Source organism: Streptomyces nitrosporeus, assembly GCF_008704555.1.
GTDB lineage: Bacteria > Actinomycetota > Actinomycetes > Streptomycetales > Streptomycetaceae > Streptomyces > Streptomyces nitrosporeus.
The window spans coordinates 5,034,762-5,058,149 of the sequence record NZ_CP023702.1 but is presented as its reverse complement, the minus strand read 5'-3'; the positions used below and the strand labels follow the sequence as shown (position 1 = coordinate 5,058,149).

Here is a 23,388-nt window from a genome sequence, read left to right as displayed (position 1 = left end):
CCGGGGTTCCGGTGCGGCGGGCTGTTGCCTGCCGTTGCCGAGAAAGTTAGGAGGGCCGGCCTGGCGAACGCTTCGGCGGCGGTATGGCTCCGGTATCGGCCCAGCCCACCGGGGTTGTGACCGCCGGCAGGCGGGCCCCGCGGTGGGCCCTGACCCCGGCCGAGCTGGGCCCATACCGCTTTTGAAGCGCGGGTGGACCGCCGCCGAACCGGCGGGTCACACCCTGGGAAGACTTCCGCGCACGCCGGTGGGTCCGCAGGAAGCGGCCCCCACGGTACCCGCGCTCCCGGTCCCGAGATGGAGGCGGCCCGCATGGAACTCGGCGAACTCGTCGGCCGGCGGCCCTTCCCGGCCGCCGGCCTGCTGCTCTCCCTGACCCGGCGCTGCCCCCTGACGTGCGCCCACTGCTCGACCGGCTCGAACATGACGGCACGTCAGGAACCAGAAGCGGCAAGCCTGGTGCGCTTCGTCCGGTCGTTCACCGGGACGGACCGGCCCGACGTGGTCATGCTGACCGGTGGTGAACCGCTGCTGCTGCCCGGCCTCGTACGGGAGCTGAGCGCGGCGGCCCGTGCGGCCGGATCGCGTACGGCCCTGCTCAGCGGCATGTTCTTCGCCCGTTCCCGGCACATTCCCGCGCCTCTCCTGCGGGCGATCGGGGAAGTGGACCACTTCTCCGCCAGTCTCGACCTCCACCACGAGCGGGAGGTGCCGCGCGCGGACGTCTTCCGGGCCGTGCACCGGATCCGGGAGCTGGGGGTCGCGGTGAGTTTCCACCTCACCGGCACCGGTGCGGACGATCCCTATCTCGCGGAGGTGACCCGGGCCGTCGAGGAGGAGTTCGGCGGCCGGGTGCCGTCCCTGGTGAACGAGGTGCGGGCGTTCGGCCGTGCGGCCTCCTGGGCCGCCCCCGCCCGTACCGGACCGGCCGGGGACGCGGTGTCGCCGTGCGCGATGGCCGCCTGGCCCGTGGTGGCCTTCGACGGCACGGTGCTCGCCTGCTGCAACCAGGACACCGTGGACCGGCGGCCCGCGCCCGCCCATCTGCGGCTGGGCCATATCGCCACCGACGACTGGGCGGCCGTACGCCGCCGGGCGGTGGAGTCCCCGGTACTGCGCATGATCCGTACCGTCGGCCCCGCCCATCTGGCCGCACGCTCCGGCGTCCCCGCCGCCGGCGGGTACTGCGAGGGCTGCCGGTCACTGGGCGGGGACGCGCGGGTGGCCGCCGACGCCCGGTCGGTGGCGGCGGGACCGGCCGGTGCGCTGCTGGACCTGGCCGCGGCCCGGCAGGGAGCCGCGGAGGGCGCGGTGGGGGTGGTGCGGCGCCACGGCTGCGCCGCGTACGCACCGCTGGTCGCGGCGGGCGCCCCGGACGGTGTGCCGGGCGGCTCCCGGTGAACGCGTGGGCAGGCGTGGAGGCGGACGCGCGGGCGGGCGCGCCGGGGAAGGCGCCGGTGGGCGCGCGGGGGAACGCTCCGGAGGCGGCGCCGGGGAGGTCACCGGGGAGCGCCGCGACGGGCGGCGCTCCCCCGGGCGCCCCGGCGAGCGCCCCGCCGCGTGCCTCCGCCCGGTTGCGGGTGGCGCTGCGGCTGCTGGACGGCGGTCTGCGCGGGGCCATGGACCGCCTGTGGCGCCCGGAGGACCTGCTGCCGCGCTACCGCACGTATCTGTGCGCCATGCACGCGGTGGTGCGGGCCTCCGTACCCCTGATGCTGCGGGCCCGGGAGCGCGCGCTGCTGCTGGAGTCCTGCGGCGACCCGGTGGCCGGGCCGCTGGCCGGGTACCTGGCCGAGCACATCCGGGAGGAGGAGGGGCACGACGCCTGGCTGCTGGAGGACCTGGCCGCGGCCGGTGCGGCGGGCGAGGACGCGCTCCTGCCGATGCCCCCGCCGGCCGTCGCCGCGCTCGCCGGCCCCCAGTACTACTGGATCGAGCACCACCACCCCGTCGCGCTGCTCGGGTACATCGCCGTCCTGGAGGGCTACGCCCCCGCACCCGGCCTGACGTCCCGGATCACCGCCGCGACCGGCCTCCCCGAGACCGCTCTGCGGACCGTACGGGAGCACGCGGTGCTCGACACCGGTCATCTCGACGAGCTGTACACGCTGCTGGACCGGCTGCCGCTGACCCGCGCCCAGGAGGCGGACGTGACGGTCAGCGCCATGCACTCCCTCGACGCGCTCACCCGGCTGTTCGTCCGGCTCGGGCGCCCCGTTGCGGCGCCGTCGCTCCGGGGAGCCGGACCCTCCTCACCGATGGGAGTCACACCATGACCCGACCACCCGGCAGCGGACCCCCGCAGCCCGGCGGCAGCGGCCCGGCCGAGCTGTCCGCCGCGCTGTACGAGGCGGGCCTGCCCGTCGATCTGCTCAGCGAGGAACAGCGTCAGGTACTCAGCGAACTCACCCCGGCGGAACTGGCGGTGCTGCTCGACATCAAGAGCCGGCTGGACGCGGTCGAACCCGAGGTGCGGGCGCACGGCGAGATAGCCGGCGGCGCCCTGTTCTGAGACCGCGCCCGGGTGCGGTCACGGGCCGGTGTCCGCGCGGACCGGGCCGGGCCGGTCCGGTCCGCGCGGTCCGGCCCGCCGTCGCGTACCGCCCGGCCCCGAGAGAAGGAACCCCCCTCATGACCTGTTCCTCATGCCGTCAGGACCTGCCGCCCGAGGCCCGGTTCTGCATGTCCTGCGGCGCCCCGTGCGCCGGGGCCCCCGCGGCCGTCCCCGCCCCCGTCGAGGACGAGCGCAAGCCGGTGACGGTGCTCTTCTGCGATCTCGTCGGGTCGACCGCGTTGTCGGGGGTGCTGGACCCGGAGACCCTGCGCACGGTGACCCTGCGGTACTTCGAGGCGATGAGCGGCCGGATCACCGCCCACGGGGGCACCCCGGAGAAGTTCATCGGCGACGCCGTGATGGCGGTGTTCGGGGTCCCCGTGGTCCGCGAGGACGACGCCCGGCGCGCGCTGGCCGCGGCGCTCGCCATGCGGGAGGCGCTGGCCGGGCTCAACGAGGAGCTGCACGCCACGCTCGGGGTCCGGCTGGCGGTCCGGATCGGGGTCAACACCGGCCAGGTGGTGGCCGGTGGCGACGCGACGGCCCGTCAGGCCCTGGTGTCGGGTGAGACCGTCAACATCGCCGCCCGGCTGGAGCAGAACGCCGCCGCCGGCGAGATCCTCATCGGACCGGAAACCCTGCTGGCCGCCGGGCCGACGGTGTCGGCGGAACCCACCGGGCCGCTCCTCCTCAAGGGCAAGCAGGACCGTGTGGACGCCTACCGGCTGATCGCGCTGGGCGCGGACGACCCGGCGCTGATGCGCCGCTTCGACGTCCCCTTCGTCGGGCGTGAGGGTGAACAGCGCGCCCTGGACGCGGCGTTGGCGAAGACCGTCGGGGACGGGGGCGCGGGACTGCTCCGGATCACCGGGGAGGCGGGCACCGGGAAGACCCGGCTGGTACGTGAGTGGCTGGCGCGCCGGTCCGCCTCGGGCGCACTCTCCTACGGGGCCGGGCGCTGCCGCGACCACGGGGACCAGGGAACACTCACCCCGCTCGCCGACGCGCTGCGCGCCCTGCCGTCCTCGGCCGTGCGCGCGGCCGGCCCCCGTACGGAGGACGACGGGAGCGGCCGGGCCGGCGAGGACGGCGGGGGCCACGGGGCCGGAAGCGGAACCATGTCCGGGTCCGGGTCCGGGTCCATTCCAGGGTCCGGATCCATGCCCGGGACCGGATCCGAGCCCGGGACCGGGGAGGCGGCCGGGACCGGGGAGGCGGCCGACGACGCGATGGCCCTGCTCTCGGCGGGGCTGCTGTACGACGGGACGCCGAACGCCTCCTTCGAGGACATGTGCGCCGCCCTGACGACGGTGCTGGCCAGGGCCGCCCGGGAGCGGCCGGTCGTGCTGGTGCTGGACGACGCGCACGCGGCGGCGCCTCTGCTCACGCGCACCCTGGAGCGGCTGACGGAGCATCCGGGGCCCGCGGGGGTGCTGGTGCTCTGTGTGGGCCGCCCGGACGGGTCGGCCGGGAACGCGGACTGCCTCCAGCTCACCGGGCTGCCCCCAAAGCAGGCCGCCCTGCTCGCCTCGCGTCTGGCCCGGCTCGACGGACGTACCGCGCCGGTCGACGAACGGCTGCTGGCCCGCGCGGAGGGCAATCCGCTCTATCTGGAGCAGCTGCTGGTCACGGACCGGGGCGACGGGGCGGGGGCCGGTGGCACGGCGGCCGGTCTGCCGCCCACCCTGCAGGCGCTGCTGGGTGCCCGCCTCGGGGCGCTGGCCAGGACGGAACGCACCCTGGTGGATCTGGCCGCCGTGATCGGCCGGGAGTTCACCGCGGCGGAACTGGTACTGCTGGAGGACGCCGCCCGGTACGCCGAGCACCGCACGCCCCCCGGCGGGGCCGCCTCACCGGCCGGCCGTGGACCGCACCTGCGGCGGGTCGAGGAGACCCTGGCGGCACTGAGCCGGCGGCGCCTGGTCGAGTGGGCGCCGCCCAGGGGCCCGGAGGCCCCGCGACCCCCAGGAGCCCCGGGGCCTCCAGGAGCCCCGGGAGACCTGGGAACCCCAGGGGCCCCGCGACCGCAGGGGGCCTCAGGGACACCGGAACCGCCGGTACCGCCGGTGCCGCCGCGGCCGCAGGAGCTCTCGGGGTACCGCTTCAGCAGCGGCCTGGTCCACGAGGTGACCTACGACTCGCTGTCCAAGCGTGCCAAGGCGGACCGCCACGCCTGGGCGGCGGAGCTGCCCAGCGTGCTGCGGGCCGGGGACGGCGCCGTCGGCGGCCATCTGGAGCGCGCCTACCGCTTCCGCGCCGAGCTGGGACTGCTCGACGACCTGACCGGGCGGCTGCGCGTCCGGGCGGCACGGGCGCTCGGCCGGGCCGGGGCCCAGGCCGCCGCCCGCTCCGACCTGTCCTGGGCCGAGAGCCTGCTGGAGCGGGCCTCCGCTCTGGACCCCGAGGACGCGGGTTCGCTGCGCCGGCTCGGTGAGGTCCGTGTCGCGCTCGGGGATACCGAGGGCGGGGCCCGGCTGCTGCGGCGCGTACGGGACCTGGAGTCCGCGCCGGTGGAGGCCGCCCACGCGCGGCTGGCCCTGGTGGTGCTGGACCCCGGCGGCCCGGGGCCCGGTCTCGCCGCCACGGCCCGCGCGGTGCTGCCGGTCTTCGAGGCGGCCGGGGACGCGGTGGGCCTGGCCCGCGCCCATCTGCGGCTCGCCCAGCGCCTCCAGCAGGCCGGGCGGCACGAGGAGGCGGAACGCGACCAGGCACGGGCCCTGGAGCAGGCGGTGCTGGCCGGGGCCGAGCCCGAGCGCGCCGGGGCGCTGGGGGCCATCGGCATCTCCCTGTGGCGCGGGCCGCTGCCGGTGCCGGAGGCGGTGGCCCGCTGCCGTGCCCTGCTGGAGGCGCACGGCCACGGCCGCCCGACGGTCCGGCTGACCCTGAACTGCCCGCTGGCCGTGCTGTACGCGCTCGACGACCGGCCCGGCCGGGCCCACGCCTGCCTGTCCGAGGCCGAGGCGCTGGCCCAAAAGCTCCGGTTCGCCGAGGCGGAGGTCTTCCTGCCGGTGTTCCGGGCCGCGGTGGAGTCGCTGTCGGGCCGTAGCGGCCCGGCGCTGGAACTGCTCGGGCGCGCCGACGCGGCGGCCCGGCGGGCCGGTGCGGTGGGGATGCGGACGGCGGTGGCACTGGACGCGGCCCGGATCGAGCTGGACGAGGACCGGCCGGAGAGGGCCGCCGCCTGGCTCGGCGGCATCGGCGACCCGGTGGATCTGAGCCACGCGGACGCGGTGGACCTGGAGGGGATGCGGGGCCGGCTGGCCGCCGCGGACGGCAGGTCCGCCGAGGCCGGGGCGCACGCCGACCGCGCGGTCCGGGCGTCCCTGCTGACCGACTCCCCGCTGGTCCAGGCGACGGCCGAGCTGGACCGGGCCCGCACGCTGGCGCTGCTGGGGCGGCGGGCGGAGGCACTGGCCCGGGCGCGCACCGCCGGGGAGTACTTCGCGGGCAAGGGCCATCTGCCCGGGGTCCGCCGGGCGGCCGGTCTGCTGCCGGAGCAGGCCATGGCGACCACGACGGAGAGGAGCTGACCGATGGGCGGAACCGTGACGGGTACGGCGCCGGGGCAGGGCCTGACCTGGAGTCTGCGGGGCCGGGGACCGGACGACGTGCCGGTGCCCGCGGACCCGGGACCGGCGGGCGGCCGTCCCGCGCCGCACGCCCGGGGGCGCGGTGTGCGGGTGTGTGTGGTGGATTCGGGGGTGGAACGCGACCATCCGCTGGTCGGCGAGGTGGCCGGCTCCTGGGTGGTGGTCAAGGACGGGACCAGCGGCACGATCACGGTCGAGCCGACCACCACCGGGGACACCTGCGGGCACGGCACCGCGTGCGCGGGCATCATCCGCCGTACCGCGCCGGACTGCGAGATCCACAGTGTCCGGGTCCTCGGGGAGCGTTTCTCCGGGACGGGCGACGTGCTGATGGCGGGGCTGCGGTGGGCCGTGGAGCAGCGCTTCGACGTGGTGAACCTCAGTCTGTCGACCACCAGGACCCGGTTCGCCGAGGAGCTGCACAGCCTCGCCGACCGCGCCTACTTCGGCCGTACGGTGCTCGTGGCGTCGGCGCACAACACCCCGGTGGAGAGCTTCCCCTGGCGGTTCGCCTCGGTGATCTCGGTGGGCAGCCACCAGGAGGACGACCCCGAACTGCACCTGTACAACCCGGACCCCCCGGTGGAGTTCTTCGGGCCGGGGCAGAACGTGTCGGTGCCCTGGCTGGGCGGCAGGACGATCCGCACGACCGGGAACAGCTTCGCCACCCCGTACGTCGCCGGGCTCTGCGCCCGGGTGCTGTCCGGGCACCCCAGGATGACGGCCTTCCAGCTCAAGAACGCCCTCTATCTCTCCGCGGCCAATGTGCACGCCGGTCCGCGTCCCTCCCCAGCGGCAGGAGATATCCGTGATGACTCCGAGAACTGACGTCACCCTCGCTCTCGCCCCGGCCGACGTCGCCCGGCGCGAACTGCTCCAGTCGGTCGTCGACGTGGCCCGTGCGATCTTCGGGGCGGCGGCGAGTTCGGTCTGCCTGCTCGACGAGGAGGCGGGCGAGCTGGTCTTCCAGGCGGTCTCCGGCGAGGGCGAGGAGTTCCTGGTGGGCCGCCGGTTCCCCGCGGGGCGCGGTATCGCCGGCTGGGTGGCGACCTCGGGCGAGCCGATGGTCGTCGACGACCTCAGCCACGACACCGCCTTCGACCGCTCACTGGCGGAGTCCACCCGCTACGTACCGGACGCGTTGATGGCGGCCCCGCTGATCAGCGACTCCCGGGTGCTGGGGGTGCTGGAGGTGCTGGACCCCTCGCCCCAGGCACGGTCGCAGCTGGGCGAGCTGGATCTGCTGGCGATGTTCGCCCGGCAGGCGGCGGCCGCCCTGCGGGTGGTCTCCCGGCCGCCCGCCTTCCCGGGCGCCCCGGCCGCCGGCCCCCTGGACGACGAGCGCCGCGAGGACGCGCTGCAACTGCTCGGAAGCCTGGAGCGGCTGCTGCGGGGCACGGGCTGACGGCCTGGGCCGACGGCTGTCGGGTTACGGGCTGACGGGCTGACGGGCTGACGGGCCGTACGCTGACGGGCGTACGGGATTGGCGGCCGGTCCGGTGGGCAGGAGCCCGGGACCGGCCGTTCCCCCAGGTGACGGCCGGTACGGGAACGCCGGGCACGTCCCGGCCGCGTCGAAGGCACCGACGGAAGGACGGACCGTGAAGCTCGCTTTCTCGACCCTCGGAGTGCCGGGTGTGCCGGTGACCGAGGTGGCACGGCTGGCCGCCGCACACGGATACCAGGGGGTGGAGCTGCGCGCCCACCCCGAGGAACCGGTCCACCCCGGTCTCGGACCGGTCGAACGGGCTTCGGTGGCCGAGGAGTTCGGGCGGGCCGGGGTGGAGATCCTGGCCGTCGCCGGATACACGCGCGTGGCCGCCCCGGGTGAGGACGGACCCGTACTGGCCGCACTGGCGGGGCTGGTGGACCTGGCCCACGACCTGGGCGCGCCCTATGTCCGGGTGTTCCCCGGCGGCGGCGACCAGGACCCGGCCGAGGCCGGCCCGATCGCCGCCCGGCGGCTGGGAGCCGCCGCACCGCACGCCGCCGACCAGGGCGTACGCATCCTCCTGGAGACCCATGACTCGCACCCCGCGGGAGCCGACGTGGCCCGGGTGGCGGGGACGGTCGGACACCGGCAGATCGGGGCGGTCTGGGATGTGATGCACACCTGGCTGGCCGGTGAGGAACCGGTGGCCTCCCACGCGGTGCTGGCCCCGCACCTGGGATACGTCCAGGTCAAGGACATCGCGTCGCCCGAGGACACCACCCCGCTGGCCCTGGGCGCCGGGGTGCTGCCGCTGAAGACCTGCCTGGACCTGCTGGACCCGGGTGACTGGGTCTGCTGGGAGTACGAGAAGCGGTGGTACCCGGACGCGGCGGAGCTGCCGCGGATGCTGTCCGCGGGGCGGGAACACCTGCTGCGCCTCGGCGCCCCCAAGGAGTAGCCCCGCAGCCCGGGGGACGGCCCCGCGCACCCCGGAGGCGGCCCCGCACGCCCGGGGGACAGTCCGGCACCCGGGGAGCGGCTCAGCCCTTCACCGTCTCCGGCCGCGGTTCCGGCACCCGCTCCTGCCCCGGCCCCGGCCCCGGCACGGACCCGGACCCCGGTACGGACCCGGGCCTTGGTACGGCCGCCGGCCGGGGGCGGGCCAGTGAGGTCAGGGCCACCCCGCCGACCAGGAGGCCGGCCGCGCACCAGCGCAGCGGGCTGACCGTCTCGCCGAGGAACAGGGCGGCCGAGGACATCCCGAAGACCGGTACGAGCAGGCTGAACGGCGCCACCGAGGACGCCGGATGGTGGCGGAGCAGGAAGCCCCAGGCCCCGAAACCGAAGACGGTGGCGACCCAGGCGACGTAGAGGAGGGCGCCCGCGCCGCCCGGGTCCAGCGAGGCGAGCGCCTCCGTGTCGCGGTCCCAGCCCTCGAACAGCAGGGACAGGCCGAGCAGCGGCAGTACGGGGACGGTCGAGACCCACACCATGAAGTTGAGGGAGTCGGGCGGGGCGGCCCTGCGGGTGAGGATGTTGGAGACGCCCCAGCAGGCCGCCGCCGCGACGACCAGGACGAAGGCGAGCACGGGCCCGCTCGCGCCCTCGTCCACGGCGGCCAGCCCGATGCCGGCGAGCGCCACGCACATCCCCAGGACCCTGGTCCTCCCCGGGCGTTCGGACAGGACCAGTGCCGCGAAGAGCGCGGTGAAGACCGCCTGGACCTGGAGGACGAGGGAGGAGAGCCCGGCGGGCATCCCCCGGTCCATCCCGATGAACAGCAGCCCGAACTTGGCCACCCCCAGGGCGAGGCCCACACCGACGATCCACTTCCAGGCGACCTTGGGGCGGCCGACGAAGAACACGGCGGGCAGGGCGGCGACGAGGAAGCGCAGCGCGGAGAAGAGCAGGGGCGGGAAGTGGTCGAGACCGAGCTCGATGACGACGAAGTTCACACCCCAGACGGCGGTGACGAGCACGGCCAGGGCGATGTGGAGGGGACGCATGCACCGAGGATCAGGTGCAGAGACCATGTAGCACCAGCGCGGATTTCTACATGGTTGGATTAAGTGCTGCTGTCCGTTCCGCCTCGCCCGCCCCTCCGGGAGGTTCCGGTGCTCGACCTTTCCCGGCTGCGCGCCCTGCATGCCGTGTCCGTCCACGGCTCGGTGGCGGGTGCCGCCTCGGCGCTGGGCTACACCGCCTCGGCGGTCTCCCAGCAGATCACCAAGCTGGAGCGGGAGACCCGTACGACGCTGCTGGAGCGCCGCGGGCGCGGGGTGGCGCTCACCGAGGAGGCCCTGCACCTGGCTTCCACCGCCCAGCGGTTGCTGGCGATCGTGGAACAGGCGGAGACCACGCTGGAGGAGCGCCGGGGCCTGCCGACCGGGCGGCTGTCGATCGGCGCGTTCGCGTCGGCGGCGCGCGGGCTGCTGCCCGGGGTGCTGGCCGGTCTGGAGCGGGCCCACCCCGCGCTGGACGTCCGGCTGACGGAGGTCGACCCGCACCTCTCGGTGGACCTGGTGGCGAAGGGCGTCATCGACCTGGCCGTCGCGCACGACTGGGACATCGCCCCGCTGCCCGCTCCGCAGGGGGTGGCGCAGGCGGTGATCGGGGACGACCAGTGCGATCTCCTGGTCCCGGCGGGGCACCCCTTCGCCGGCCGCCGGGCGGTACGCAGAGAGGACCTCGCCCAGGAGCGCTGGGTGTGCCAGCCGCCCGGCACGGTCTGCCACGACTGGCTCGTACGCACGCTGCGGGCGGCCGGGTGCGAGCCCGACATCCGGCATCAGGCCGAGGAGAACCACACCCAGCTCGCCCTGGTCGAGGCCGGGCTCGGGGTGGCGATGGTCCCCCGGCTGGGCCGTGGGCCGCTGCCGCCGGGGGTGGTGGCGGTGCGGCTCGACCCCGTGCCGGTACGGCGGCTGTACGCGCTCTGGCGCGCCCGCGCCGCGCGCCGGCCCGCGATCACCGCGGCGGTGGAGGCGTTGCGGGAGCGGGGCGCGGAGGCCGGGCTGAGCTGAGCCGGTTCCGCTGCCGGACCCGGGTGGCACCCGGCCCGGCAGCGGACCTGACCGACAGCGGACCCTGACCCGCTCCTACAGTTCGTCGCCGAACACCGCGGCCAGTTCGCGCCATTCGGCGAGCGGCAGCCCGCCACCGCCCTCGGCGGCGGTGAGGACCTGGAGCGCGACGTGGTCGGCCCCGGCGTCGAGGTACGCCCGGGTCCTGTCCTTCACCCGCTCGGCGTCGCCCAGGGCGAAGAGGGCGTCGAGGAGGCGGACGCTGCCGCCGCCGTCGAAGTCGCTCTCCGCGAACCCCAGCCGCAACAGGTTGTCGGTGTAGTTGGGCAGCTGGAGGTACATCCCCAGCATGTTCCGCGCGGTGGTGCGGGCCCGGTCGGGGTCGGTGTCGAGCACCACCGTCAGCTCCGGGGCGAGCAGCGCGTCGGAGCCGAGCGCCTCACGGGCCTCGGCGGTGTGCTCGGTGGTGACGAGGTAGGGGTGGGCGCCGAGCGCCCGGCCGGCCGCCAGCTCCAGCATCTTCGGGCCGAGCGCGGCGAGGACCCGGCGTCCGGGTTCCACCGGCGGGGCGGCGGCGTCGAGGGCGTCGAGGTAGGCGACCATCGCGCTGTACGGCTTGGAGTACTGCGGCACCATCGGGCCGTGGCTGACACCCAGGCCGAGGACGAACCGCCCGCGCGCGTCCGCGTCGATCGCCGCGATCCGTGCCGCGACCGCCTCGGCCGTGTGGTCCCAGATGCTCAGGATGCCGGTGGCGACGGTGGCGGTGCGGGTGGCTTCGACGAGGGCCGCGGCGTCCTCGGGCGAGGGGCTGCCGCCGAGCCAGATCGTGCCGAAACCCAGCTCCTCCAGCTCCCTGGCCGCCTCGGCGATCGCCTTCCCTCCCGCGTCGTCCGTCCGCGACATGTGCAGGGCACTGCTCCAGATACCGACCCGTCCGAATGTCTCGTGCTTCTGAGAAGTCATGACCGGGCCAACAGCGTCCCGCGCCCGCTATTCCCGGGCGGGCGGGATTCACCCGTTCCGGCGCACGGCCGGGCGGTGCGGCCGGGAGGACGAGTGCCCGCGTGGCGGCGTGCGGGAGCGTGGTGCGCCGGGCATCGCCGGACAGGCGGGACTTTCGGAACACGCCCCAGTCGTTTATCGGATCACCCTCTTGACTGGTAGTTACTTTCCGTATATCCGTACCTTCTTGGAAGTTTCTTTCAGCACCGGAAGGGGCTCACGTGCACTACCGCACCTCCAGACGCACCCTCCTCACCGCCACCGCGGCCACCGCCGTCGCGGCGGCGGCCGGCACCGTCGCCGTCGGTGGCGCGGCGCAGGCCTCCGGCACGTCCGGCGTGTCCACGGACAGCCGCCTCAAGCGGCTCATCTCCCGGATGAGCCTGGAGGAGAAGGTCGGCCAGCTCTTCGTGATGCGGGTGTACGGGCACTCCGCCACCGCCCCCGACCAGGCGGACATCGACGCCAACCTCTCCGAGATCGGGGTGCGTACGGCGGCCGAGCTGATCTCCACCTACCACGTCGGCGGGATCATCTACTTCGCCTGGGCGCACAACACCCGCGACCCGCACCAGATCGCGGACCTGTCCAACGGCATCCAGCGCGCCGGGCTCGCCGGGCCCACTCCGCTGCCGCTCATCGTCTCCACGGACCAGGAGCACGGCATCGTCTGCCGCGTCGGCGAGCCGGCGACGCTGATGCCGGGGGCGATGGCCCTGGGCGCGGGCGGTTCCCGTTCCGACGCGCGTACCGCGGGCCGGGTGGCGGGGGCCGAGCTGGCCGCGCTCGGGATCAACCAGAACTACGCCCCGGTCGCCGACGTGAACGTCAACCCGGCCAACCCGGTCATCGGCGTACGGTCCTTCGGTTCGGACCCCGAGGCCGTGGCCGGGATGGTGGCGGCCCAGGTGAAGGGGTACCAGAGCGCCGGGATCGCCTCCGCGGCCAAGCACTTCCCGGGCCACGGGGACACCAGTACGGACAGCCACACCGGTCTGCCCTACATCCACCACACCCGCGAGGAGTGGGAGGAACTGGACGCCCCGTCCTTCCGGGCGGCCATCGCCGCGGGCATCGACTCGATCATGACCGCGCACATCGTGGTCCCCGCCCTCGATCCCTCCGAGGACCCCGCCACCCTCTCCCGCCCCATCCTCACCGGCATCCTCCGCGAGGAGCTGGGCTACGACGGGGTCGTGGTCACCGACTCGCTGGGCATGGAGGGGGTCCGCACCAAGTACGGCGACGAACGGGTGCCGGTGCTCGCGCTCCTGGCCGGTGTGGACCAGCTGCTGAACCCGCCGGACCTGCGGGTCGCCTGGAACGCCGTGCTGGAGGCGGTGAAGAGCGGTGAACTCAGCGAGGCCCGCGTCGAGGAATCGGTTCTGCGCATCCTGCGGCTGAAGGCGAAGCTGGGCCTCTTCCGCGATCCCTACGTCACCCGCCGGGGCGTGGACCGCACCGTCGGCACCGCGGCACATCTGGCCACCGCCGACCGCATCGCCGAGCGGACGACCACCCTGCTCGCCAACGAGGGCCGGCTGCTGCCCCTCTCCCGCCGCACCCACGGGAACGTCCTCGTGGTCGGCGCCGATCCCGCGTCCCCGTCGGGCACGACGGGCCCGCCGACCAGGACCCTCGCCGAGGCCTTCACGGAGCTGGGGTTCACGGCGAGCGCCCTGTCCACCGGGACGGCGCCCTCGCAGGCGAAGATCGCCGAGGCGGTGGCCGCCGCCGCCGGCAAGGACGCGGTGCTGGTGGGGACGTACAACGTCACCGCGACGAGTGCGCAGCGCGCCCTGGTCACCGCGCTGGCGGCGACCGGGGTCCCGGTGATCACCCTGGCCGTCCGCAACCCGTACGACATCGCGCACCTGGCCGGTACGGGGTACCGGGCGAGCCTGGCCGCGTACTCCTGGACCGATGTCGAACTGCGGGCCGCGGTACGGGTGATCGCGGGCCGCGCCGAGCCCCGGGGCAGGCTGCCGGTGCCGGTGCAGCGCGCCGACGCCCCGGCCCAGGCGCTCTACCCGGTGGGTTACGGCCTGTCGTACTGAGGTCCTTCCCGGAAGGCGGCACCGCCCCCGGTCCGTCCGTGAAGCGCGGACGGACCGGGGGCGGTGTGCCTCACGGGCGCAGGGTGCCCTGGTTCCGCTCCAGCTCCGCGTCCCTCTTGTCGAGGCGCGCGTCGAACTTCGCGAGCGGCTCGGCCTTGGCCGGGTCGGCCTGTACGGCGGCCGGGGCGACGCCCGCCCACCGCAGGATGGCGGCGGTGGCCTTCGCCTTCTCACCGGCGACGAGTCCGGCGACCTTGGAGCCGTGGTTGCCGCCGGGGACGGTGTAGACGTAGCTGTCCCTGGCACCCCGGCCGAGGCGGAACGGTTCGGCGCCCCACGGGTCGTTCTCGCCGTAGACGTACATCATCTGCCGGGCGTTGTTCCTGACCCAGCGGTCCACGTCCCGCATCGCGGAGCGGTCGAACTTCATCGGGATGGAGCGCGGCACGAAGTTGCGCGGCGGCTGGTAGCCGTAACGGCTGAGGTTGCCCAGCCAGGGCTGCCGGATGTCGGGCGAACCGAGCTGGGTGCCCGCCTGGTAGTAGTACGGCGTGTACTGCGCGAGCCCCTGGTCGGCGTAGGCCGAGAAGCCGGAGATGCCGTCGACGGAGTCCCAGATCTCCTGGTCGGTGGCCTTGCGGGCGTCGGCCGGGATGGCCTCGCAGTCGGCCAGCAGGCTGTACTGCCAGAACGCCCAGACGTAGTCCATCACCACGGCCTCGTACGCCCTGTCGAGGTTGCCGACGGTGGTGAAGGTGAGCTTGTTCTCGGCGGCGTAGGCCGCGTACTTCTTCTCCAGCGCGTCACGGCGGACGAGCGCCTCGCGCTGGACCCCGCCCAGCCGGTCGCGGCACTCCTTCGTGCCGACGCGGGCGAAGAACCGGTCGTACGCCGAGTCCTCGTCGTTCACCACGTCGTTGGGCGCGACATAGGCGACGACGCCGTCCATGTCCTCGGGGTAGAAGCGCTCGAAGTAGGTGGCGGTCATCCCGCCCTTGGAACCGCCGGTGCTCAGCCAGTTCTTGGAGTAGATCTTCTTCAGCGCCTTGTACACGCGGTGCTGGTCGCTGGCCGCCTGCCAGATGTCCAGCTTCGACCAGTCGGCCGGCTCCGGGCGGGACGGGGTGAAGAAACGGTACTCCAGGGAGACCTGGTTACCGTCGACGATCTGCGTCGGCTCACTGCGGCTCGGGTTGACCGAGACGTTGTAGCCACTGGTGAAGAAGACGGTGGGGCGGCTGACATCCTTGTGCAGCAGGGTGATGCGCTGCTGGAAGGTGCCCTTGGACGGCTTCTTGTGGTCGACGGGCTGTGTGTACTCCAGGACGAAGAAGCGGTACCCGGGGTAGGGCTTCTCCTCGATCAGGCTCATTCCCGGGATGGCCAGGATGCGGTCCTTGATGTCCTCGGCGCCGCTCTCGCTGCTGCTGGTCGAGCCGCTCCACGTGGTGGCCGGCTGTGCGGCGGTGGCCGCACCGGCCGAGGCTCCCGTCGCACTCACCGTGCCGATGAGCACCGCGAGCGAGAGAACCCCTCTGAGCGTCTTGCGCATGCACCCTCCCCTTGATTCACGACAGACGCCGTGAACCTAGCGGGGGCAACACCCCTCACGCCAGACCCGGTTGCGTGTCGGCTCGGATCTCAGCACTCGATCCACCCGGTCGAACCCGACGCCCCGGCGACGGAACCGGAGGCGCGGACGCACCGGTTCAGGGCGTGCACCCGGACCGGGCCGGCCCATTTCGTGTAGCTGCCGCTGTCCACGACCGCCTTGCCTCCGCGCGGTTGCAGCGACACCCTCATCACACGGCGGGGGCCCGGTTTCTTCGCGACGGTCATGGCGCAGGCGTAGGAACGGGTCTTGTAGACGCGCAGCGATCCGGTGGAGAACGGCACGGTCTTGACCAGCCGTCCGGAGCAGGCGGACGCGGCCTCGGCGCTGCCGGCCCCGGCGGTGCCCAGCACCAGGCCCGCCGTCCCGAGCATCGGCAGGACGAGCAGGGACGCGGCAAGGCGTCTGCCGAAGCCCCGGCGCTCCTCCCGCGACCGCCCCTCGGTCGGCAGCGGCTCCGCCGCCCTGCGCATCCGCCCCAGCCGTCCCATCCGCCCCACCTCATCGAACGTTTCAATCGCCATCAGACACATGTGCGTATCTGAGTACGACGTCGGGGGCGGGCCGAAAGGTTCCGCCCCGGGCAGCCCCGGCACCGGCACCGGACCGCCGGCACGGCCGGGCTCGCCCGTCCCCCGCGCCGCCCGTCGCCCCGCCCCGGAGCGCCGGGCCGCCCCGCCGGGCCCCGCCCGGTGGGGCTTCCGCCCGGTGGGGCTTCCGCCCGGTCAGACCCCCGCCGGGGCGCCCTCCCCCAGGTCCTCCCCTATGAAGGTGCGCCACAGCCGGGCGTAGGTCCCGCCCCGGGCGAGCAGTTCCTCGTGCGTGCCGTCCTCGGCGACCCGCCCGTGGTCCATCACCACGACCCGGTCGGCGCGGGCCGCCGTGGTCAGCCGGTGGGCGACCACCAGCGTGGTGCGCCGGCCGGCGAGCCGGTCGGTGGCCTGGTTGACCTGGGCCTCGCTGGCCAGGTCCAGGGAGGCGGTGGCCTCGTCGAGCAGCAGGACGTCGGGGTCGACCAGCTCGGCCCTGGCCAGCGCGATCAGCTGACGCTGCCCGGCGGACAGGTTGCGGCCCCGTTCGGCCACCTCGTGCAGATAGCCGCCCTCCAGCGTGGCGATCATGTCGTGCGCGCCGACCGCCCTGGCCGCCGCCTCCACCTGGGCGTCGCTCGCCTCGGGGCGCCCGTAGGCGATGGCGTCACGGACCGTACCGGCGAAGAGGTACGCCTCCTGCGGTACGACGCCGAGGCGGTGGCGGTAGGCCGTCATGTCCAGCGCGCGCAGATCGGTGCCGTCCGCCGTCACCCGGCCGCTCGTCGGGTCGTAGAACCGGGCGACCAGCTTCACCAGCGTGGACTTGCCGGCCCCGGTCTCGCCGACGAAGGCGACGGTCTGGCCGGCCGGGATACGCAGGTCGATGCCGCTCAGCGCCGCCTCCTCGCCCTCGCCGGCCCCGTACGCGAAGGACACGTCCTCGAAGGCGATGTCGCCGCGCAGCGAGGTCACCGTGCGGGCCTGCTCGTGGTCGGCGGTGGAGGTGGGTTCGCGCAGCAGTTCCTGGATCCGGCCGAGCGAGACGGTGGCCTGCTGGTAGCCGTCGAAGACCTGGGAGAGCTGCTGCACCGGGGCGAAGAACAGGTCGATGTAGAGCAGGTAGGCGACCAGCGCGCCGGTGGTGAGGGTGCCGTCGTCCACCCGGCCCGCGCCGACGATCAGCACGGCGGCAGCCGCGACCGAGGCCAGCAGCTGGACGAAGGGGAAGTAGACGGAGATCAGCCACTGGCCGCGTACCCGGGCCTCGCGGTAGTGGTCGCTGCGCGCCGCGAACCGCTCGGCGCCGTCGTGCTCGCGGCGGAACGCCTGCACGATCCGCAGTCCGGAGACCGACTCCTGGAGGTCGGCGTTGACGACGCCGATGCGCTCCCGGGCGAGTTCGTATGCCTTCACACTCCTGCGGCGGAAGAAGAACGTGCCGACGATCAGCACCGGCAGCGTCGCGAAGACCACCAGGGCCAGCTGGATGTCGAGGACCAGCAGCACGACCGCGATGCCGACGAAGGTGACGACGGAGACGAAGGCGGTGACCAGCCCGGTCTGCAGGAACGTCGACAGGGCGTCCACGTCCGTGGTCATCCGGGTCATGATCCGGCCGGTCAGCTCGCGCTCGTAGTAGTCGAGGCCGAGCCGCTGGAGCTGGGCGAAGATCTTGATCCGCAGGGAGTAGAGCACCCGCTCGCCGGTGCGCCCGGTCATCCGGGTCTCGCCGATCTGCGCCGCCCACTGGAGGAGGACGGTGAGCAGGCCGAGTCCGGCCGCCGCCCAGACCGCGCCGAGCGCCAGCCGGGTGACGCCCTCGTCGATGCCGTGCCGGATCAGGATGGGCAGGAGCAGGCCCATGCCCGCGTCCACGGCGACCAGGCCCAGGCTGACCAGCAGCGGGAGGCCGAAGCCGCGCAGCAGCCGGCGCAGCCCGTAGGACTCCTCGGGCCGGACGGCCGCCGCCTCGTCCACGGCGGGGACGTCGGTGGCGGGCGGCAGCGCCTCGACCTGGGCGAGCAGCTCGGGTGTGGCGGGCATGCCGGCCGCGGCCGGGTCGCGCCGCTCCTCCTTCCCGCGGATCCACAGCTGCGGGGTGATGCCCCGCTCGGCGTCGAACTCCGCGTCCAGCTCTTCCTGGAGCGCGCGGCCGTCCTCGGGCTCCGGGGGCGGTGTCCGCCGGTGGCCCGGTGAGGTGCCGCCCAGTTCGTCGGGGTCGGTGAGCAGCCGGCGGTAGAGCGCGGAGCGCCCCTCCAGTTCGGCGTGCGTACCGATGTCGGCGAGCCGCCCCTGGTCGAGTACGGCGATGCGGTCGGCGAGGCCGAGGGTGGAGCGCCGGTGCGCTATCAGCAGGGTGGTGCGCCCGGCCATGACCTGGGCCAGGGCTTCGTGGATCTCGTGCTCGACCCGGGCGTCGACGGCGGAGGTGGCGTCGTCGAGGAGGAGCAGCCGGGGGTCGGTGAGGATGGCGCGGGCCAGGGCGACGCGCTGGCGCTGGCCGCCGGAGAGGGTGAGCCCGTGCTCGCCGACCTTGGTGTCGTACCCCTCGGGCAGTTCGGAGATGAAGCCGTGCGCCTGGGCGGCCCGTGCCGCCTGTTCGATCTGCTCCCCGGTGGCGCCGGGGTGCCCGTAGGCGATGTTCTCGCGGACCGACTGGGAGAAGAGGAAGCTGTCCTCCGGTACGAGCCCGATGGCGGCGCGCAGGGATTCCTGGGTCAGTTCGCGTACGTCGTGGCCGCCGACCAGGACCGCGCCGTGGGTCACGTCGTAGAAGCGGGGCAGCAGCAGGGAGACCGTCGACTTGCCGCTGCCGGAGGCGCCGACGAGGGCGACCGTCTCGCCGGGCTCGATGGTCAGGGAGAAGCCGTCCAGGACGGGGCGTTCCTCGGCGTAACCGAAGCGGACGTCGTCGAACTCGACGCTCGCGGGGGCGTCGGCGGGCAGTTCCTTCACGCCGTCCCGCATCGAGGGCTCGGTGTCGATGAGCTCCAGGACGCGCTCCACACCGGCACGGGCCTGCTGGCCGACGGTGAGGACCATGGCGAGCATCCGGACCGGGCCGACGAGCTGGGCGAGGTAGGTGGAGAAGGCGACGAACGTGCCGAGGGTGATCTCGCCCCGGGTCGCCAGCCAGCCGCCGAGGGCCAGCATCGCGACCTGTCCGAGCGAGGGGACGGCCTGGAGGGCCGGGGTGTAGCGGGAGTTCAGCCGGATGGTGCGGAGCCGGCCGGCGAAGAGCTTCCGGCTGACCTCGCGCAGTTTGCCGGTCTCCTGCTCCTCCTGTCCGAAGCCCTTGACGACCCGGACGCCGGACACGGCACCGTCGACGACCCCGGCGACGGCGGCGGCCTGGCTCTGGGCGTACCAGGTGGCGGGGAAGAGCCGGGCGCGGGAGCGGCGGGCGATGTACCAGAGGGCGGGGGCGACGGCCAGGGCGATCAGGGTGAGCGGCAGTGAGAGCCACGCCATGATCACCAGGGAGATGAGGAAGAGCAGGATGTTCCCGATGGTCATCGGGAGCATGAACAGGAGGCTCTGGATCAGCTGGAGGTCACTGGTCGCGCGCCCGACGACCTGCCCCGTGGACAGTTCGTCCTGCCGCTTCCCGTCGAGCCGGGTAAGCGTCGTGTACATCTCGGTGCGCAGGTCGTGCTGGACGTCGAGGGCGAGCCGGCCGCCGTAGTAGCGGCGGATGTAGGTGGCGATGTAGACGATCACGGCCGCCACGACCAGCAGGCCGGTCCAGAGGGCGAGGGAGCGCGTGTGGTCGGTGACGACGTCGTCGATGATCACCTTGGTGATCAGCGGGACGAGCGCCATCACACCCATGCCGAAAAGCGAGGAGCCGAGGGCCAGCACGACGTTGCGCCGGTAGCGCCACGCGTACCCGGTCAGCCGCCGGGCCCAGCCCGCCTGCTGCCCGCCGCCGTCCTGCCGGCCGTCGCCCTGCCGTCCGCCGCCCTGTCGTCCGGCCGGGGGCCCTCCCCCGGCCTCGCGCTCCGATGCCTGTTTCCTCGCGCCCGCCACCCGTACGCCTCCGTTCCAGCCGCGCCGTCCACCTGCTCTGCCGCAACTCACCAACGTGGCGAGCTGCGGATTTCATCCCGCCGTAACAATTCCCGGCCGATGGCCGCAGGCGCGGTCGAGGGGATCCGGGGCGGTGAGCCGCGCGGAGGTCGGGGACGCCGGAGGCGGGTCAGGGACGCCGGAGGCGGGTCATGGCCGGGCTCCAGAGCGAGGGGACCGCTCCGTCCGGCGGCAGGGGAGCCGTCCGGGCCGGAGCGGAGGACGAAGCCCGGGAGGAGATCAGCTCCCGGTAGTCCGTGTCCAGCTCGGGTGCCGGAGTGGCACGGGGCACGCGCACCCGTGAACGCCGCGCCTCCGCCGACACCCGGTCCAGCTCGTGTGCGGCCCGCGCCGCCAGCCAGTCCGGCCCGTGCAGTGCGGACTCCAGGTCGTCCAGGGCGCGCCGCGGATCCCTGAGGTGGTCGGCGATCACCAGACCGCGGACGAAGCGGAGCACGGCCCGGTCGCCGGGCCGTTCGACCCAGGTGCTCAGCGCCATGTCGCAGCAGTGCAGCGCGGTCTTCGGCCGGTGGAGCAGCAGGGCCGCGCACACGTCCATCAGCCAGGCGTCCGGGGTGGACGACCCCCCGCCTGCGACGCGCCAGGACTTCGCCGCGCGGTACAGCTCGTACCCTCATCCGCGTCGAGCAGCCGGAGGCACTGTTCGCGCCACCACGAAGCGGGGCGCCCGGCGGGCCGGGCGGACGTCGCACCCATACCCGGCACTCTACCGAGCAGGGGACGGGCGCCCCGAGGGGTCCCGGCCGGCGCCCAGTCCCTCCCCGGGGGGAGTCCCGGCCGGCTCCCAGTCCCGCTCCGGCGTGCGCTCAGTCCCGCCCCGGGGTGCGGCTTCTGATCCGGCCCGGCAGCACGAGTACCGACGGGCCGGGGGCGCGCAGTGCCCCGGTCAGGTCGGCGGTGAGCGACTCGGGGGCCGTACGGAGCGCCGGGACGCCGAAGGCGGCGGCGAGGGCGACGAGGTCGGGGGCGGCCGGTCCGGCTCCCTGTTCCTCCGGTGGCGGCTCGTGCCCGCCGTCGTCGGTGATCAGCCAGGTGACCGGCAGTCCCTGGCGGGCCGCGGTGGAGAGCTCGGCGGCCGAGCGGAGGGCGTCGTCCCTTCCCGAGACGGCGAGCACCGGGGTGCCCCGGTCCGCGAAGGCCGCGCCGATGGCGGCCGGGAGGGCGTAGCCGGGGCCGCCGGCGCCCTGGGCGGAGTGCATGGTGTTCGGGCGTCGGGCGTCGAAGACCGCCCAGGCCCAGGTGGTGAGGGGGGTGAGGTCCCAGAAGCCGGGCGAGGCGGCGGGCAGCGCGGCACGGACGGCGTCCAGCGTCCGCTGTTCCGGGCCGGGCTCCTGGCCGGGCCCCCGGTGCTGGTCCAGCGCCGCGCGTACGCGTTCCGCGGCGGTGGGGTCCTCGCGCCGGTCCACCGTGTCCAGCAGGTCGTCGAGGGCTTCGCGGGCGTCGGAGTGGATGCCGAGCGCGGGGTGGTTGGCCTCCAGCTTCCCGGCGTCGGCCTCGATGTGGACGATCCGGCCGCGGGGCGCGAACGTCCGCCCCTCGGTGGTGAGTTCGCCGAGCCCGGTACCGACGACGAGCAGTACGTCGGCGGACTCCAGCAGTTCGGTGGTGTGCGGGCCGGCCGGCCAGGACCGCAGGGACAGCGGGTGGGTCCAGGGGAAGGCCCCCTTGCCGCCGTAGGTGGTGGCGACGGGGGCGCTGATCCGTTCCGCGAGCGCGCGCAGCTTGCCGCTCGCGTCCGCGCGTACGACTCCGCCGCCCGCGATGACCGCGGGGCGCTCGGCGCGGGTGAGCAGGTCCGCGGCGACGAGGGTGAGTTCGGGGCGCGGGTAGAGCTCCCTCGGGGTGGCGTCGAGTGCGCTGACCGGGGGCAGGGCGGTCCCGGCGCTCAGGACGTCCTCGGGGATCTCGACCCAGACGGGGCCATGCGGTGCGGTCAGGGCCGATTCCCAGGCGGCGGCGATCGCGGAGGGGATCTGCGAGGCCGTGCGTACGGTGTGCACGGACTTGACGACGTCCCGGAACGACGCCTGCTGGTCGCGGAGCTCGCGCCGGTATCCGTGCCGTCCGCCGCCGAGTCCGGCGGCCGGTACCTGGGCGCAGACGGCGAGTACCGGCGCGGAGGCGGCCGCCGCCTCCTGGAGGGCGGGCAGGGCCGCCAGCGCGCCGGGCCCGGCGGTGAGCAGCAGCGTGGCGACCTCGCCGGTGATCCGGCCGTAGGCGTCGGCGGCGAAGCCCGCGCCGCTCTCGGTGGCCAGGCCGGCGTAGGTCAGCGGGGAGCGGTCCAGTGCGTCGGCGGTGCCGGGCACGGGGGCGCCGGGCACGCCGAACACGGTGGTGGCGCCGAGGCCCTGGAGGGTCTCCACCACGAGATCGCCGCCGAGCCGGCCGGGCGGAGGGTTCAGGGCGGCCTCGGCCTGGGCGGCGGTCAGCCGGGGGCGGTCGTCGTGGTCGTGGCTCATGAGGTGCGGCTCTCCGCGATCTGTCGGGCCATGATCGTCGTCAGTTCGTAGGCGGTGTGGGAGGCGGCGACGGAGGTGATCTCCGCGTGGTCGTACGCCGGGGCCACCTCCACCAGGTCGGCGGAGACCAGGTGGCAGGAGGCGAGCCCGCGCAGGATCTCCAGGAGTTCGCGGGAGGTGAGGCCGCCCGCTTCGGGGGTGCCGGTGCCGGGGGCGTGGGCCGGGTCCAGGACGTCGATGTCGATGGAGATGTAGAGCGGCCGGTCGCCGATGCGCTGCCGCAGCTGGTCGGCGACCTCGTCGACGCCGCGCCGCATGACGTCGGCGGAGGTCACGATGCCGAAGCCCATCCTGGCGTCGTCGGTGAAGTCCTGCTTGCCGTAGAGCGGGCCCCGGGTGCCGACGTGGGACAGCGCCTCGGTGTCGAGGATGCCCTCCTCGACGGCCCGCCGGAACGGGGTGCCGTGGGTGTACTCGGCGCCGAAGTAGGTGTCCCAGGTGTCCAGGTGGGCGTCGAAGTGGAGCAGGGCGACCGGCCCGTGCTTCTTGGCGACGGACCGCAGCAGCGGCAGCGCGATGGTGTGGTCGCCGCCGAGTGTCATCAGCCGGGCCCCGGTGGCGAGCAGGCTGTCGGCGGCGCCTTCGACGGTCTCGACGGCCTCGTTGATGTCGAACGGGTTCACCGCGATGTCGCCCGCGTCGGCGACCTGGGCCAGCGCGAAGGGCGAGGCGTCCTGGGCGGGGTTGTACGGGCGCAGGAGCCGGGACGCCTCACGGACGGCGTTGCCGCCGAAGCGGGCGCCGGGGCGGTAGGAGACCCCGCTGTCGAAGGGCACGCCGACCACGGCGACGTCGGTGGTGGCGACCTCGTCGAGCCGGGGCAGCCGGGCGAACGTGGCGGGCCCGGCATACCTCGGGACGCGGGAGGAGTCGACGGGGCCGCGCGGCGAGTCGGTGCTGCTCATGGGTGCGGGTGCCTTTCGTTCGGGCGGGCGCCTCGTGGGCGTTCCCGCGCGGGACACGGGTCCCGGTGC

General features: G+C 74.5%; 16 protein-coding genes and 1 pseudogene. 9 read left to right on the top strand and 8 right to left on the bottom strand.

The window, feature by feature from the left end:
- The first annotated feature begins 312 nt into the window (after window positions 1-312).
- The 7 genes from CP967_RS22425 (at window position 313) to CP967_RS22395 (ending at window position 8,534) form a co-directional block, all read left to right on the top strand.
- Entirely contained in the window at window positions 313-1,401 is a 1,089-nt protein-coding gene (locus CP967_RS22425; protein ID WP_150489685.1) for a radical SAM family protein, read from the top strand.
- A gap of 173 nt (window positions 1,402-1,574) precedes the next feature.
- Entirely contained in the window at window positions 1,575-2,276 is a 702-nt protein-coding gene (locus tag CP967_RS22420; RefSeq protein WP_229888365.1) for an iron-containing redox enzyme family protein, read from the top strand.
- Window positions 2,273-2,512 carry an aroma-sacti cluster domain-containing protein gene (locus tag CP967_RS22415; RefSeq protein ID WP_229888353.1) on the top strand — a complete coding sequence of 80 codons (240 nt, stop codon included), beginning with the start codon at window positions 2,273-2,275 and terminating at the stop codon, window positions 2,510-2,512. The genes CP967_RS22420 and CP967_RS22415 overlap by 4 nt, the downstream gene beginning before the upstream one ends.
- A gap of 119 nt (window positions 2,513-2,631) precedes the next feature.
- A complete protein-coding gene (locus CP967_RS22410; RefSeq protein ID WP_150489684.1) occupies window positions 2,632-6,084 on the top strand; it encodes an adenylate/guanylate cyclase domain-containing protein in 3,453 nt (1,150 codons plus the stop codon).
- A gap of 3 nt (window positions 6,085-6,087) precedes the next feature.
- Window positions 6,088-6,972: a S8 family peptidase gene (locus CP967_RS22405; RefSeq protein ID WP_150489683.1), complete on the top strand. Its 885-nt coding sequence runs from the start codon at window positions 6,088-6,090 to the stop codon at window positions 6,970-6,972.
- Window positions 6,956-7,549 carry a GAF domain-containing protein gene (locus CP967_RS22400; protein WP_150489682.1) on the top strand — a complete coding sequence of 198 codons (594 nt, stop codon included), beginning with the start codon at window positions 6,956-6,958 and terminating at the stop codon, window positions 7,547-7,549. The genes CP967_RS22405 and CP967_RS22400 overlap by 17 nt, the downstream gene beginning before the upstream one ends.
- A 196-nt stretch (window positions 7,550-7,745) precedes the next feature.
- The gene (locus tag CP967_RS22395) at window positions 7,746-8,534 is read left to right on the top strand and encodes a sugar phosphate isomerase/epimerase family protein (protein WP_150489681.1); all 789 of its coding nucleotides are present in this window, start codon (window positions 7,746-7,748) and stop codon (window positions 8,532-8,534) included.
- Window positions 8,535-8,616: 82 nt separating this feature from the next.
- Here CP967_RS22395 and CP967_RS22390 read toward each other — a convergent pair whose 3' ends face one another.
- Window positions 8,617-9,582: an EamA family transporter gene (locus CP967_RS22390; protein WP_150489680.1), complete on the bottom strand. Its 966-nt coding sequence runs from the start codon at window positions 9,580-9,582 to the stop codon at window positions 8,617-8,619.
- A gap of 108 nt (window positions 9,583-9,690) precedes the next feature.
- Between CP967_RS22390 and CP967_RS22385 the strand changes: the two genes are divergently transcribed.
- Window positions 9,691-10,599, top strand: coding sequence for a LysR family transcriptional regulator (locus CP967_RS22385; RefSeq protein WP_150489679.1), 909 nt, complete (start codon window positions 9,691-9,693; stop codon window positions 10,597-10,599).
- A gap of 75 nt (window positions 10,600-10,674) precedes the next feature.
- Here the strand turns inward: CP967_RS22385 and CP967_RS22380 are convergent, their stop codons facing one another.
- Window positions 10,675-11,565 carry a TIGR03620 family F420-dependent LLM class oxidoreductase gene (locus CP967_RS22380; RefSeq protein WP_150489678.1) on the bottom strand — a complete coding sequence of 297 codons (891 nt, stop codon included), beginning with the start codon at window positions 11,563-11,565 and terminating at the stop codon, window positions 10,675-10,677.
- A gap of 260 nt (window positions 11,566-11,825) precedes the next feature.
- Between CP967_RS22380 and CP967_RS22375 the strand changes: the two genes are divergently transcribed.
- On the top strand, window positions 11,826-13,661 hold the full coding sequence (locus tag CP967_RS22375; RefSeq protein WP_150489677.1) for a glycoside hydrolase family 3 protein: 1,836 nt from the start codon (window positions 11,826-11,828) through the stop codon (window positions 13,659-13,661).
- A gap of 70 nt (window positions 13,662-13,731) precedes the next feature.
- Here the strand turns inward: CP967_RS22375 and CP967_RS22370 are convergent, their stop codons facing one another.
- From CP967_RS22370 to speB, 6 genes and pseudogenes are all read right to left on the bottom strand, one after another.
- Window positions 13,732-15,213: a S28 family serine protease gene (locus CP967_RS22370; protein WP_150489676.1), complete on the bottom strand. Its 1,482-nt coding sequence runs from the start codon at window positions 15,211-15,213 to the stop codon at window positions 13,732-13,734.
- Between the two features lie 89 nt (window positions 15,214-15,302).
- Entirely contained in the window at window positions 15,303-15,797 is a 495-nt protein-coding gene (locus CP967_RS22365; RefSeq protein WP_229888354.1) for a hypothetical protein, read from the bottom strand.
- Between the two features lie 204 nt (window positions 15,798-16,001).
- Window positions 16,002-19,703 (bottom strand): annotated as a pseudogene (locus CP967_RS22360) (ABC transporter ATP-binding protein); the annotation flags it as partial.
- Window positions 19,704-20,004: 301 nt separating this feature from the next.
- The gene (locus tag CP967_RS22355) at window positions 20,005-20,433 is read right to left on the bottom strand and encodes a hypothetical protein (protein ID WP_150489675.1); all 429 of its coding nucleotides are present in this window, start codon (window positions 20,431-20,433) and stop codon (window positions 20,005-20,007) included.
- Between the two features lie 268 nt (window positions 20,434-20,701).
- A complete protein-coding gene (locus CP967_RS22350; RefSeq protein ID WP_150489674.1) occupies window positions 20,702-22,354 on the bottom strand; it encodes a thiamine pyrophosphate-binding protein in 1,653 nt (550 codons plus the stop codon).
- Window positions 22,351-23,319, bottom strand: a complete 969-nt coding sequence (speB, locus tag CP967_RS22345; RefSeq protein ID WP_150489673.1) for an agmatinase — start codon at window positions 23,317-23,319, stop codon at window positions 22,351-22,353. Before speB ends, CP967_RS22350 begins: the two co-directional genes overlap by 4 nt.
- Window positions 23,320-23,388 lie beyond the last annotated feature (69 nt).

What these genes read in the sequence shown, in the direction of transcription:
- CP967_RS22425 (WP_150489685.1), top strand. Translation starts at nt 313, where the DNA reads ATGGAACTCGGCGAACTCGTCGGCCGGCGGCCCTTCCCGGCCGCCGGC.
- CP967_RS22415 (WP_229888353.1), top strand. Translation starts at nt 2,273, where the DNA reads ATGACCCGACCACCCGGCAGCGGACCCCCGCAGCCCGGCGGCAGCGGC.
- CP967_RS22410 (WP_150489684.1), top strand. Translation starts at nt 2,632, where the DNA reads ATGACCTGTTCCTCATGCCGTCAGGACCTGCCGCCCGAGGCCCGGTTC.
- CP967_RS22405 (WP_150489683.1), top strand. Translation starts at nt 6,088, where the DNA reads ATGGGCGGAACCGTGACGGGTACGGCGCCGGGGCAGGGCCTGACCTGG.
- CP967_RS22400 (WP_150489682.1), top strand. Translation starts at nt 6,956, where the DNA reads ATGACTCCGAGAACTGACGTCACCCTCGCTCTCGCCCCGGCCGACGTC.
- CP967_RS22390 (WP_150489680.1), bottom strand. Translation starts at nt 9,582, where the DNA reads ATGCGTCCCCTCCACATCGCCCTGGCCGTGCTCGTCACCGCCGTCTGG.
- CP967_RS22380 (WP_150489678.1), bottom strand. Translation starts at nt 11,565, where the DNA reads ATGACTTCTCAGAAGCACGAGACATTCGGACGGGTCGGTATCTGGAGC.
- CP967_RS22370 (WP_150489676.1), bottom strand. Translation starts at nt 15,213, where the DNA reads ATGCGCAAGACGCTCAGAGGGGTTCTCTCGCTCGCGGTGCTCATCGGC.
- CP967_RS22365 (WP_229888354.1), bottom strand. Translation starts at nt 15,797, where the DNA reads ATGGCGATTGAAACGTTCGATGAGGTGGGGCGGATGGGACGGCTGGGG.
- CP967_RS22355 (WP_150489675.1), bottom strand. Translation starts at nt 20,433, where the DNA reads ATGGACGTGTGCGCGGCCCTGCTGCTCCACCGGCCGAAGACCGCGCTG.
- CP967_RS22350 (WP_150489674.1), bottom strand. Translation starts at nt 22,354, where the DNA reads ATGAGCCACGACCACGACGACCGCCCCCGGCTGACCGCCGCCCAGGCC.
- speB (WP_150489673.1), bottom strand. Translation starts at nt 23,319, where the DNA reads ATGAGCAGCACCGACTCGCCGCGCGGCCCCGTCGACTCCTCCCGCGTC.